The following is a 12881-nucleotide window of genomic DNA, read 5'->3' on the forward strand; positions in this document are numbered from 1 at the left end:
CCTGGCCGCCCGCCGGTCAGGGGCGAGAACAGGCGGCGATGTCGGCTTCCAGCGCGGCCAGCCGTGCCCGGGTCTGCGCGGTACGAGGATCCTCCAGCGCCGTCAGCACAGCGACCGCCTCACCCAAAGCGTGCACCGCAGCGGGAAGCTCGCCGAGGGCCTCCCGCGACGAGGCCAGGGTCAGGAACGCGTTCGCCAGGTCCACTCCCGTGTGCCCCAGCGCCTGGCAGGCGGCGATCGCCTGCCCGCACAAGTCCACGGCGGTGCCATGCCTGCCCAGGCCCTGGCAGGCCCGCGCCATGTCGATCAGCGCACCGGCCTCTCCGACCGGATCCTCCGCTTGCCGGCGCAGTGCCAGGCCCTGCTCGGCGTAGCCGAGCGCGCGCTCGAACTCGCCCAGCTGGACGCTGAGCCAGCTGAGATTGCACAGTGCCACAGCTTCCGACCGCACCCGCCCCGACTGCCGGGCCACTGCCGCCGACCGCTGGTAGCACTCTTGTGCTTCCTGCCATCGCCCCTGTTCACGGCGGATCCGGCCCAGGCCCGACAGACCGGACACCAGGCAGGCGAGGTCGTTGATCTGCTCGGCCAGGACCAGCGTGCGCTCGATCGCCGCTTCCGCTTCCTCCAGACGGCCGAGCCGCCGCAACGCGCCCGCCCGCAAGCTCAGCAGCCGAGCCTCGACACCCTGATTGCCCGACGCGACCGCGCACGCCACACCCGCCTCGATGACCTCCAGATACGCCGCGGCCCACGCAGCACCTCGTACAGGCATGAACCGGCACGCCACCGCCAGCGTCATCGCCGGCACATCCAACCCCGCAGCGGCCGCGCCGCGGACGGCGGCGACCAGGGCGGCGCACTCGGCGTGCAGCCATGCCGCCGCGGCGGCCCGGTCGGCGAACACGATCTCCGGCTCCACCGCGCCGATCTCGTCCAGGGCGACCTCTGGCAGGGAAGGCATCGACAGCCGGTCAGCGTGCCAGGCAGTGCGGGCATACCAGGCCAGTACCCGCTCTGCCGCGTCGCGGCGGTCCTCGGACGTGTCGTCGATTTCGGCCCGATAGGCGGCGTAGGCGTGAAGCAGGTCGTGCATCCGGTACCGCTTGCGGCCCGCGGGTTCGACCAGATGCAGCTCGGCCAGTGCCTCCAGGCACCGGTAGACGCCCACCGGCTCGAGTCCGGTCAGCGCGGCGGCCGCGTCCACCCCGAATTCCGAGCCCGGATGCCCGCCCAACCTCCGCAACACCCGGGCCTGCTCGGGCGGCAGCCGGGCGTAGGACCAGTCGAATACCGGGCGCACGGCACCGCCGACCACTCCCTCAGCGCCGGACACGGTCCCGGGAACGGAGGCCTGTTCCTCGCTGATGTCGGCGGCGATGTCGGCGAGGGCGTACCGGGGACGGGCGGCGGCGCGGGCTCCGGCGACCCGCACCGCCAGCGGCAGCCCGCCGCACAGCCGGACCAGCTCGGCAAGCGCGGCGGGCTCAGCGTCAGCCCGGACAGGTCCGACGATGTCGCGCAGCAAACCCCGGGACTCGGCTGCGGTGAACAGGTCGAGGCTCACCCGGTGCGCCGCCACCGCGACGACCAGGTCGGTGAGACCAGCGCGGCTGGTCACCACCGCCATGCACCCGGACGTGCCCGGCAGCAACGGCCGCACCTGCTCGGCGTCGCCGGCGTTGTCCAGCACAACCAGCACCCGCCGCCCGGCGAGCATCGACCGGTACAGCCCGGCCTGCGCGTCGAGGTCCGCCGGGATCTGTGCCTCGGGCACACCGAGCGCGGACAGAAAGGACGCGAGAACGATTCCCGGCGCCAGCGGTGCACTCGGCCCGTATCCACGCAGATTGACGAACAACGTCCCGTCCAGGAACCAGTCCTGAACCCGATGAGCCCACTGCACGACCACAGCGGTTTTCCCGCCACCGCCGACGCCGTCCACCACGACAACCGCCGCTGCGCCCGCAGAACGCTCCGGATCCGGCAGGAGCGCGTCCAGCGCAGCGAGCAGATCGTCCCGACCGGTGAAATCCCGCAGGCCCGCGGGCAACTGCCGCGGTACCGGCAACGCCTCCTGCCTCACCGGTGACACAACGACTTGCTGGATACTGCCCGCTTGAACTACGGAGCCGATCACGTCGCCGCGAATCGCGTTCCCCACGCTCTGCCTGTCGGTCACGCCACCTGAGTCTCCTGCCATCACGTCAAGCAGCACGGCCCAGCACACTCGCATCACCCTGATGGCGCACGGCGAACTGACAGAACTCGCTCACGGCAGGCATCCGCTCGTCGGCAATAGCGGACGTTCGGTTGCCGTCTCCATGATCGGTCCGCACGGTGAATCCGGAACACGTTCTCCCGGCGGATCATCTGCCGTTACTTGGTCCACCGGCCGGCAACGTGGTGATACTGCAAAGCTGGCAAACGGGACGTGCTCCTTCGCAGCAGCCGAGGTCCGCAAGGAGCGCCGAGTGGCGGATCGTCCGTCTTGCGAGCCGGGGATCGAGCGCGGTCGGGCCTCGCGAACACAAGCCTCCCCCACCAAGGCGGGTGCGGTCGGTTGCTACGAAGAAACGCGATCGCATCTCGCCGACAAAACCATGCGGACGAGTGTTGGGTCATCGCGGCTGCGCTGCCTAGTCGTCCGCCCATTCTTTGGCGGCCCTCTCGTAGCGATACTGTGCGGTGGAGCGGCTGACCCCCATCGCCGCGCCAAGCTGAGCCCACGAGGCGCCTCCGGCACGAGCCGCCGGGATCGCGGTGAGTCGCGTCCACTCGATCATCAGCTCCAGATGGCTCGCCGCCTCCACCAGATGCAGCAGTTGGTCGCTGGTGAGCCTATGAACGGATGGGCCGGCCATGGCCGCACGCAAGGTTTCGAACGCGTCCGGCTGAATCTTCGGTATGTCTTGGTGCTCGGCTGGCTGTCCGTTCCAGGTGGGCAGAGGCATGATCGTTCCTTCCTCGATGTCAAGGTGTACGAAATTCGTACACCTTCGAAAGTCAAGGTAGCACAGCCTGTACGGAAATTCGTACACCTGGCCGGGCTCTGTCCGTGCCAGCACGCTGTAGGCCAGCACGTCCTCTCTATGCGCGGCGTACCACCAGTGCTCGGTGCCGGCGGTGTCCATCGGGTTCATCCGCTGCCGAGTTCTTCCCGCTGAAGGCATGTCAATCGCGTTGGATTCGGGCGGCGAACGTGGCCGCCGTGCCGCCTTCGCCGCACCTGAAGCAGTGGTACGTGCCGTGGACCGGACGGACCTGGAAGGTCGTGGACGTGCAGAAGGGGCAGTGGCCGTACCAGCGGCCGGGAGCGTGTTCGCTCAGCACGACGTGGCGGGCGACCACGGTCAGGATGTCGCTGCCGCGGGACGGGTCCGGAGTTGCCGTGGCGGTGGTCATCGCGGCCACTGTATTGGCGCCGGCTGACGACACGTGGTCACGTGGACTCGGTCGCGGGCGGCAGCGCGAGCGGGGCTGCGCGTTCGTGCAGCGTGGAATCCCGCCTCATCGCGGTGCGGAAGAATGTCGTCGCGACGATCGAGCAGGGCTCTTGCGCGAGTTCGACGACGATTCCGACGCAGCCCGCCGATTCCGCGCTCGCTACGCCGGGAAGAAGCAGCGGTGGAACCAATTTCTGCCGCCACACGACCGAGTCCGCCGCGATCGCCGCCCACCTCGAACGGCCACCGCAGACTCGGCATCCCCTCGCGGTCTACGGCACCGTCCGCGATATCAGTACTGCACACTCCGGCAACACCCACCAGTTCCGCGACGAACACGAGGGCGACCTCGACCACGCAAGAGAACGGCGTCGCCTGCGCATCGTCGTCCGGTCGAAGAACGTCGGCACCTTCACCGGCGTGCGCTCCGGTGATCGGTGCCTCGGATACGGACACTGGAGGCTGTGGCTCGCCCCGCGCGCACCCATCGCTGAGATACAGCTGTGGATCGACGGCCCTTGGTCACTTGTCACCTGGCGCTAACGCGGGTCGCAGCGCTCCCTGACGGCAGTGCCGGGCCAGAGCGCGCTGCCGAGCCGTGCACCGAGGGCGATACCGATACCGGTGGCAAAGCCGGTGACGAGACCGCCCAACGGCACCAGAGGCCGTCGCCTCGAGCGTGCTGTGGCACGCTCCTGCATGCCGCGTCCGGGGCTGCCGGTGTTGTCGGGCCGAACCAGGATGCCGCCGTCGCCCAGTCGCGGGAGCCGGCGAACGTGGTCAGCGGCTGCAGTGAGGCCAGCGGCGACCGGCTGTCCTTGCCAGACAAGGACTTCGAGAGTTGAGGCGTCGGCCTCGCCGAGGACGGCGAAGGCGTGATCTCCGGAGCAGACCGTGAAGCGGGCGCAGCCGTCGGCCTGCATGCGCCGCGCGTGCGCGAGCAAGGCGAGTTCTGCGGCGTCGGGTCCGGGCGTGACGCGCAGGGGCGCGACGCCGAGCGCAGCCAGCGTCGAGGCGGTGGCATCGTCGGCGTCATCGATGCAGGCGTAAGCAGCGACGGCGTGGTGCCAAGGTCGGGCGGCATCGAGCAGCGCCGTCATCCGGGTGCGCAAGGTTTGTCGCTTGGGCCGAAACCCCACCACGTTCTCCAGGTCGACCAGCACGACCCGATCTGTCTGCAACATGCTCAGATCATTTCCGCTTCGGCTTGCGCTTCTTCTTGCCCTGCTTGGGTTTCGCGGCTGCTGACCGCGTCTGACGGTCGCCGATCAGATCCCGTCCGCCGTTCAGATAGGAGCCGAGCTTGCCCTCCCAACAGTTCGACAGTTCAAAGGCCAACCTTGTGCCGTGCTCGCACGCGAGGCGATCGTCCGGCGCTGCGGCGTTCTCGGCGGCTTCAGGCAGCAGCGTGTTCAGTTCGAGCGCGAGCGCAAGAATGCCACGGCGGACCTGTCCCGCCGCTGACAGGTCGGTCACGAAGTTTGAATCGTCGAACTGGTCCCTGTCGTCCGTCTGCCTGTAGCCCTCAGGGGCCAGGCCGCTGACGCTCTCCATCACGAAGTCGATGTAGGGCATCGACGGTGCCCGCCGCAACAACACGGCGACGGCCTCGAAGACCGGCGTTGCGTTGCGCCCGAGCACGGCGTCCTCGTCGTTGTCCTCGCGCAGCATGCGACCTGCGGCCTCGGCAGTGCCAAACCCGTGCCACGCTGCCAGAAGCGAAGCCCGCGTGTCCGTGGGATCGGTCATCCGCAGTCGCGCGACGCACTCCGCGATGAGTTCCAGCGCACTGAGCTTGTGGCGAGCATCAGCTTCGGTTTCGATCACGTCAACGACCGTAGCCAGCCACAGCGCGGACACGAACGGGCGATGGGTCGAGTCCGACGCCTCCGTGCCGGAAGGTGGTCTTCGCGAACAACCGTCGGCTCAGTCCAAGCGGGGGTGCCGGAGTCGGTCTCCGATAGCTGCGCGATGGACAGCAGGCAGCACATTGTCGCGCAACTCAGTGGCCAGAGCCGGTTCGTGTGGTACGACGTGCTGCAATGCAGTTTCAAAGATTGCTGACCCGTCAGCGTCAGCCAAAACCGCGATGACGGACGATACGTCGATTACTTGAACAGCGCCGTCCTTGAAGGACAGCACCGTATTAGCGGCAGTCCGGATGATCGCGAGCACGGAATCGGCTACCGGAGCGGTCTCGATCTCGGCCTCGAAGTCGTCCCAGCCGTCAAGTGGTGGAGCCAGGGGATCGGCGTCAGAGCGGGAACGCACGATGGCGAGCCCGTTGAGACGTGCGCGTGCTCCGATCTCCTTGACGACATTGGGTACCAGGTCCTGTAGGGCCAGGGTGGTGTCGCGAGCGGTGATCGAGGCAGCCAACGCGTCGCGCAAACCGTCCTCGACCTCTCTTTGCTGTTCGTCGCCAGTGTCAGCGATGCGGATCAGGGCTCGCGCGATCGCGGTCAGGTCCTGCGGACATGGTTCGTGCAGGACCTGGAGAGCGTGGCGGACAAGCCGGTCTCGCGACCGCGGCCAGGCACGTGCCATCCCGTCGTCGATGAGATCCAGAGCAAGACGCGGGCCGACAGGCACGATGCTGCCGAGACGTTGGCTGGCATCGTCATCGATAGTCTCCACGAGTGCAACGATGGCCTGATGCCTGTGGTCCTGCGGTTCGGAAAACCAGTGTCCCGCCGCGAAGATGACCGTGTTGCGCCAGTGCGGGCTGGCTGCCGAGACGCGTAGGCGTGCAAGTACGGCGTCGTCGGTGCCGGTCGTGAGGTAGCGGGCTGCCATGAGTTCCTGGAGCGACCGCACATCGAAGCCGTAGCCTTCGTCGCCTCGCGGAACGATCAGCACCAACCGGTGGGTGGCGGTGGTGAGGATCTTGTCCAGCAGCTCGGCGTCCACATCGGACGGTCGGAAGCCGGCGTCATGCAGGATTTGCCAGGTGATGCCGTGTAGTTCCTGGCGGGTGAGGGCGGCAAAGGAGCGATCGGCGGCTTCGCTGCGTGTCTGCAGTTCGAAGCCGACTTGTTCGTGCAACCGCTGGATGTGAAGACCGTAGTTCTGCAGGATCGATCGTACGCTCGTGGTTTTTTCGCGTTCCCGCCTGAACACGGTGTCGTAGTAGCCCCAGAACAAGCTGTAACGATCAGGGGCGAGGTGGCCGGCGTTCCCGACAATGATGGTCATGATCAGGACTTGGAGCGGAGTGCGCAGCAGCAACTGGAGCGAGTCGTCGTGAGCGGCGATCTTCAGCTGGCGGACAATCCGGTCGGTACGGTCAAGGTCCGCTCGCAACCGGGCACGAGTTGCCAGCTCGCCGTAGCGGATTGCTTCTTCAGCGGACAGGTAGTCCAGGTCTACGCGTTCGAATTGCGTCGGTGCGATGTTCTCCACGTAGCCCATCGGCCGTGTGGTCATGACGACGAACACGTCGCAGTCGTCGCCCTCGGCATCGGTCACGAACTCGACGACGCGCTCGATGACCCACTTGCGCACCTTGGGTTCGGTGACTTCGTCCAGGCCGTCCAAAATCAAGAACGAAGGCCAGCGTTGCAGCCACCACCACAACGCGGACCCGCGGATGTTGCCCAGACCGGACCGGCCGGAGACCTTCTCGGCGATGTAGCCGATCAGCGTGGAGTCGTCGCTAAAACCATGATCCTCCGCGTACTGGGCCAGGTCGATCCGCATAGCCCACCGAGGATGTCGAGGCAGCGCCCGCTGAAACCGTCCCAACGCGGTTTCGGTCCCGGCAATGACCTGTCGGTGCTCGGAGCTGAGGTTGTCACCGTCGACCAGCGACGCGGCGCGATATGCCTGTGCGAGGAACTTGGAGATCGTGGTCTTCCCATTGCCCGGGGCACCAGCGATGACCAGGTGGCGAGGGCCTTTGAACATGGTGAGCGTGGGCTTGAGCATGCGTTCGCCGCGATCGAGGACGTACCGGATCACGCTGCTGGAGGCAGGATCGTCCGGCAACGTGATCGGCAGATCGATCACGACGTCATGCAACGACATGCCGGTGACGTCGCCGCTGCCGGCTTCGTCGAAATAGACGGAGCTTTCGCCCATGAGAGTGGTGCGAGCGTGGGCCCGAAGCGCCGGCTCCAGCTGGTTTTTCGACACGTACCCGGTGAGTTCGGACATGTGCGCGAACGCGTCAGCAGCCGTGAAGAAGCCCGGGAAGGCAAGCCTGACACCCGCGTTGACGTCGAGCAGGGTCTGGATCTGGTTCGCGTCCCAAATCCGGAACTTGCGAATGCGTGAGAGGCGCCGGTACCTGGCCTGGCGGTCGTCACCGCTGCCCACATCACGGGTGTCATCGTTCAGGCTGTTGATGTAGTTGTCGATATCCTTGAGAGTCTGGTCGTGTCCTCCTGAACCGGGCGTCGGGGTGAGCGGGACGTTGGTGATGAACACCAGATAGTCCGGAATTGAATCGCGGCCCGAAGCCGGGTCTGCCCATTTCTTCAGTTCGCTGCGGATCTGCCCTTGCAGCCAGCGTGCGTTGTCCGCAGGTTGAACCTCCAAGCCTTTTTTGTGCTTGACCTGGAAGACGGTGTATCCGTCCCACTCCTCGTTGGGGTGGCCGTCATTTCCCTTCCAGACGAGCGGTCCCCGGTGATACAGGTCTCGGCCGCCATCTCGGCCCGATCCCATCACCTGGATGCCAGGACCGAAGGACGCGACGCAGAGCGCGCCTGCGAGATCCTGGAAGCCGATCGGGCCGAGCTGTTCAAGGTCCGCTGCCACGCTGATCCCCCCTCAACGCTGATCCCGACGCCGGAGATCACTAACCGTTGTCGGCAGGATAGTGGCATCTGGAGGAGGAACGAGTAGGACATCGGACGGAGCAGCAGAGGAAGGCCAGCGGCGTTGGCGGTGCGATCGCCAAGAATTGTCGGACCCTGTTCTTACGATGCGCGCATGACTAACCCCGAAGAGTTATGGGCAGATGGCCAATTACTCGCGCTCGACCTGGAATCCACCGACGTCGACCCGCGTCGCGACCGCCTCGTCACCGCGTCCATCGTCACGATCACGCCCAGCCGAACAGGTGGAAAACCGCAGATCGAAACCAGGAACTGGCTCGCTGACCCCGGCGTCGACATCCCCGCCGACGCCACCGCTCTGCACGGCATCACGACGGACTATGCGCGCACCCACGGCCGGCCCACTGCGGAGGTCGTCGAAGAAGTCAGCAGCCATCTGGCTCGGCTCTGGACCGCCGCCGTTCCGCTCATCGCCTTCAACGCACCCTTCGACCTGACCATGCTCGACGCCGAGCTTCGCCGCCACCACTGCCGCGGACTCGACCTGTCCGGCCCCGTCGTGGACCCCATCTGCATCGACCGCCACCTGCATCCGAAACGGACGGACAAACGCACCCTCGCGAACCTCTGCCACCACTACAAAGTCCGGCTTGACCAGGCCCACACCAGCGCCGACGACGCCGTTGCCGCCGCCCGGCTCGCATGGCGGCTAGCCACAGCAGAGCCGGAACGAATCGGCCGGCTTGCTCCGCACACCCTGCACAACCAGCAAGCCAAATGGTTCCGCGAGCAGCAAAGAGCGCGCGCCAACGACCTCGAATACCGTCTCGGCCGCCTGCCTCACGGCGACACCGCGCGGATCGAACGACTACAACATCAAATCTCAGACGCCCGAGCCGCCGCCACCGCCTGGCCGCTGCTGCCCGAAACCACCGCTGTGCCCGCCCGACGAGTACTGCCGCCCCGACCTGGCGGACCAGCTCGGTCGCACGCCTCCTGGACGCCTGACTTGGAAGCCGAACTGCGCGAACAATGGCTCGCTGCCGACTCCAGGACGGCACCGGAATCCCTGCACGACCAGCTCGCCGAACAGCACGGCCGCACTGCCGGTGCCATCCGCTCCCGCCTGATCAAGCTGCAGTGCGACATCGACGCACCCGGCCAGAGCTGCACGCCGGAACGCGCCGCTGAACTCAAAGCCAGGATCGAGGCGGAGTACGCCGCTGCGCGTGCCTGAGCGCGGTTCACCTTGGCCGTATGCGCCGCTGGCAACGCATGTTCTGCGCAGGGGCACCGCAACCACGGTGCCCCTGCGCAGCGTTGTGCTGATCCAGCGCAGCCCTGTTGGTCTGCGTTCCGTGGGATAGCGGGTGGTGTGGATAATCGTTCAGCCCGGCGAGCCGGACCTGACCTCGAACGTGGCGCGAATCCCGGCGATCACGTGCGCATGCCTCGCCCACTGGTGCAGCAGTAGAACCTTGATCAGCACCTGGGGCCCGGCTTGGCCGCCATGCTTGGCGCGGGCGGTCCGGCGTCGAGCAACGCCAAAACGGCCGCGTGGTAGATCGCCTGAACCGTGGGAATCGTGTCCAGCTGGATCCTTTCGTTTGCCCCGTGCAACCCGACGTAGGCCACGCCGAAGCCCGCAGTGGCCGGGATGCCCAGACCTGCCAGGTAGTTACCGATGTTGCTCGGCCCGGCCACCTTGTCCGCGATCTCGACGCCGTACACCGCGGCGGCGTTCAGGATCGCCGAGCGAATCCGCGAGTCGTGGCCCAGCGCGTAGGCGGGCCAGTGCGTGTCGACCTGGATCAGCGTGGGACGTGTCTGCGGCCACTCGTCATCCACCTGCGCGACAAGTCGATGCAGCAGTTCGTCCGCGATGTCGCCGGTGAACCGCGGGGTAGTGCGGACATCGACGTTGAGGATGCACAGGTCGGGCGTGGCTGAGAAGCCCTGCCCGCCTTCGATGGCTGTCACAGTGAGCTTGCCGGGTAGCGGGAACCCCTCGACAGCGCCTTCGGGCAGCTGCGCGGACGAGAGACGCTGCACCAGATGCGCGGCCTTCTCGATGGCGCTGGGACTGCTCTTGCTCCCGCCGGAGTGCGACGCCTGTCCGTGCACATGGAGTCGGGCCCGGTACACCCCGCGGCCGCCGACGACCAGCTTGTCGATGCCGGGGTAACCGATCATGACCCCGGCGACGTCATCCGGAGCGTCCGCGCCCTCGAAATACCTTTTGGCACCGCCGAAGCCTCCGGTGTGCTCATCGACATCGATGAGCAGGACCAGGATGCCGTGCAGGCGTTCCGTCACCGCCGCTACCCGTGCCACGATGTGACTGAAGATCACCGCACCGGATTTGGAGTCGGCGCTGCCTCGGCCATGAAGCCACCCGTCCTGGACGACCGCGGAGGTCGGTGGATGAGTCCAGGCGTCCTCGTCGCCAAAGCCTGCGGTGTCCAGGCAGGCGTCGAGCACCCATCGAGGGCCGGGGTGAGTGCCTGCGATCTCGCATACCAGTCCGACGACAGCACCGGTCTTGTCTGTGAGGACGGAGACCGGCAGTCCTCGCTCGCGCAGCCATGCGCTGAGCTGGTCCAGCGCCGGGTCGTACGGGTCGATGCCGCCCCGGCTGGGAATGGCGACCAGCTCACGAGTGAGGGCCACCACCGACTCGAAGTCTTCTCTCGCTGCGGCCTGCACATCGCGCTCATCGCCGACGTCGATCGAGTCCACGGTCGGCACCTCCCCTCGGCCACGCTCGGGCGTCGCTGCCGACCTCTAGCTTGGCACGGCCGGGAGGCTGCGCAGAGCAGCAGCGGTCTCCACTTTCCGCGCTCCGGCGTAAAGCTGCCGGGCGTGGTCGATCAGGCGTTCGGCCACGCCTGCTTCGAACTGCATCCCGGAGTCGAACGCCTCGGACGAGGTCAGCGAGGGGATTGGCACTACAGCGCGGGACTCTGAGGCGCAGAAGAACCGTTCCGGGCTGCCGGGATCGTCTTCGACGATGCCGATGTGCAAGGTTTTCAGCCCCAGGCTGCGGTCGTGCGGGTCGCGGACCTGCAGCAGGTCCAGAAGGTGGTCCTTGAGAACCTGATGGCGCGGCGGCCCGAACAGCACCCGGTAGTGCACCAGTTCGGGCTCCGCGGTCAGCGCGCTGTGGATGGTTTCCAGATAGGTCGCGTCCCGGGACCGCGAGCCGACTACGGCCAGGTACCGGCGGGCGTTGCGAACCACGTCGGCCATCGCATCGCGCAGGTCGTGGTGTCCGATCAGCAGGCGTGGTTGCTCCGACGACGTTGTGAGCTGGGTGTCCTGGTGCGCGAACAGCACCTCCGGAGGAGAGCCGTAGAAATCGGACAGCATCTTGCGGTACTTGATGCTGGTGACGCGCACTCCGCGTTCCCATCCGGACAACATGCCAGCGGTGACACCTGATGAGCCCCCTTTGGCCCGGCTGTCCAGCTTCTCGCAGACTTGTGCCAACGTGGCCGGCAATGACAGCCGCGCCCGGCGCAGTGGGGACGCGGGCGGGTTGGCGGCTGTCGTATCGCGCCCTGCTCGCTTCTTTCCGCGTCTGTTCCCCGGCATCATGTCCTGCCTTCCCGCCCAGGAAGCAGGTTACGGCTTTCGCCCTTCCGGTTGGGCAAAAAGAGGCGACTTCGACGCGAACGGAGTGGTTGGACGTCAGTTGCGACCACCGGTGTGCGTCGGAGAAGTTCCTGCCCGGTTTTTGTTCACCGTGCCAACGTTCCGCGGGTGCGCTGCCTGCTGTTTCCTCAGCCTAGGTGAACAACGAATGCACAAACAGGTGGCCTAAACCGCGAATTCAATGACATTGCCGCGTCCGCGGTGCTGGGCGATGCTGTCTGGACTTGAAGCGCACGCGTGTCCGGCCGCGGCATGGCAGGACGGCTTCATGCCTCAGGGCATCACAACTGATTCTGGGCCATCAGGCACCGCTTGCTCGATTCTGGGAGGAAACGGAATGGAGTCACGGACCGATCCTTTGCCTATCGCTGGCGCGTGGAAGGTCGTGCCCGGGTCGTTCGACGACGACCGCGGCTCGCTGCACGAGTTGTTCCATAGTGGACTGTTTGGTGCAGGCACTGGCATGTCCTGGTCCGTACAGCAGGCGATCTGCTCGATATCGCGCCGGTCGGTCCTCCGCGGGATTCGCGTGACCACAGTGGACGGTCCGGCGAAGCTCGTGTCCTGTCTGCGCGGCGAGGTGCTGGACGTCGTCGTGGACCTGCGCCTGGGGTCGCCGACATTCGGCCGCTTTCATATCGAGCACCTCAACGAGGACAACCGGACCGCGCTGTACATCGCACCTGGGCTCGGACACGCTTTCCTGTCTCTAGCCGAACGCTCGACAGTCCTATATCTGCTGTCACGACCGCACCGCGAGGGAGACGAGCATCCGGTCCACCCGCTCGACCCCGCGCTCGCGATCCCCTGGCCCTCCGACGTCATGCCGATGCTGTCGGCGAAGGACGCCGCCGCGCCCACCGCGTCCCATGCGCGCGCAGCCGGACTGCTGCCCGACTACGGCGAGTGCCTGCCGTTGAACGGCAGCGGCCCTGCCCACGCCAGCTGATCAGCATGTCTGCCCGATCTGTCCATCGCCTAGTCCGATAAGGGGAACACC

At 66.6% G+C, this 12881-nt stretch carries 11 protein-coding genes; 3 read left to right on the plus strand and 8 right to left on the minus strand.

Annotated features, from left to right (window positions below; genetic code table 11):
- Nucleotides 1-16: 16 nt before the first annotated feature.
- From ACFXI3_RS00425 to ACFXI3_RS00435, 3 genes are all read right to left on the minus strand, one after another.
- Nucleotides 17-2182: a tetratricopeptide repeat protein gene (locus ACFXI3_RS00425; protein ID WP_378397131.1), complete on the minus strand. Its 2166-nt coding sequence runs from the start codon at nt 2180-2182 to the stop codon at nt 17-19.
- 457 nt (nt 2183-2639) lie between these two features.
- A complete protein-coding gene (locus tag ACFXI3_RS00430) occupies nt 2640-3134 on the minus strand; it encodes a hypothetical protein (protein WP_378397132.1) in 495 nt (164 codons plus the stop codon).
- 40 nt (nt 3135-3174) lie between these two features.
- Nucleotides 3175-3405, minus strand: coding sequence for a CHC2 zinc finger domain-containing protein (locus ACFXI3_RS00435; protein WP_378397133.1), 231 nt, complete (start codon nt 3403-3405; stop codon nt 3175-3177).
- A 41-nt stretch (nt 3406-3446) separates the two neighbouring features.
- Between ACFXI3_RS00435 and ACFXI3_RS00440 the strand changes: the two genes are divergently transcribed.
- Nucleotides 3447-3989, plus strand: coding sequence for a hypothetical protein (locus ACFXI3_RS00440; RefSeq protein WP_378397134.1), 543 nt, complete (start codon nt 3447-3449; stop codon nt 3987-3989).
- Here ACFXI3_RS00440 and ACFXI3_RS00445 read toward each other — a convergent pair.
- The 3 genes from ACFXI3_RS00445 to ACFXI3_RS00455 all read right to left on the minus strand — a co-directional run bounded on the left by ACFXI3_RS00445 (nt 3986) and on the right by ACFXI3_RS00455 (nt 8207).
- On the minus strand, nt 3986-4630 hold the full coding sequence (locus ACFXI3_RS00445) for a hypothetical protein (RefSeq protein WP_378397136.1): 645 nt from the start codon (nt 4628-4630) through the stop codon (nt 3986-3988). The two genes, ACFXI3_RS00440 and ACFXI3_RS00445, sit on opposite strands and share 4 nt — an antisense overlap.
- A 7-nt stretch (nt 4631-4637) precedes the next feature.
- On the minus strand, nt 4638-5273 hold the full coding sequence (locus tag ACFXI3_RS00450) for a hypothetical protein (protein ID WP_378397138.1): 636 nt from the start codon (nt 5271-5273) through the stop codon (nt 4638-4640).
- 99 nt (nt 5274-5372) lie between these two features.
- Nucleotides 5373-8207, minus strand: coding sequence for an NACHT domain-containing protein (locus tag ACFXI3_RS00455; protein ID WP_378397139.1), 2835 nt, complete (start codon nt 8205-8207; stop codon nt 5373-5375).
- 129 nt (nt 8208-8336) lie between these two features.
- Between ACFXI3_RS00455 and ACFXI3_RS00460 the strand changes: the two genes are divergently transcribed.
- On the plus strand, nt 8337-9464 hold the full coding sequence (locus tag ACFXI3_RS00460) for an exonuclease domain-containing protein (protein ID WP_378397334.1): 1128 nt from the start codon (nt 8337-8339) through the stop codon (nt 9462-9464).
- Between the two features lie 245 nt (nt 9465-9709).
- Here the strand turns inward: ACFXI3_RS00460 and ACFXI3_RS00465 are convergent, their stop codons facing one another.
- The gene (locus ACFXI3_RS00465; RefSeq protein WP_378397140.1) at nt 9710-10966 is read right to left on the minus strand and encodes a M20 family metallopeptidase; all 1257 of its coding nucleotides are present in this window, start codon (nt 10964-10966) and stop codon (nt 9710-9712) included.
- A 45-nt stretch (nt 10967-11011) separates the two neighbouring features.
- Nucleotides 11012-11650 carry a hypothetical protein gene (locus ACFXI3_RS00470; RefSeq protein ID WP_378397141.1) on the minus strand — a complete coding sequence of 213 codons (639 nt, stop codon included), beginning with the start codon at nt 11648-11650 and terminating at the stop codon, nt 11012-11014.
- A 568-nt stretch (nt 11651-12218) separates the two neighbouring features.
- On the opposite strand from ACFXI3_RS00470, the gene ACFXI3_RS00475 reads away from it, so the two are divergent.
- Entirely contained in the window at nt 12219-12830 is a 612-nt protein-coding gene (locus ACFXI3_RS00475) for a dTDP-4-dehydrorhamnose 3,5-epimerase family protein (RefSeq protein ID WP_378397142.1), read from the plus strand.
- The last annotated feature ends 51 nt before the right edge of the window (nt 12831-12881 follow it).

It is taken from the genome of Amycolatopsis sp. NPDC059235 (genome assembly GCF_042754125.1).
GTDB lineage: Bacteria > Actinomycetota > Actinomycetes > Mycobacteriales > Pseudonocardiaceae > Amycolatopsis > Amycolatopsis albidoflava.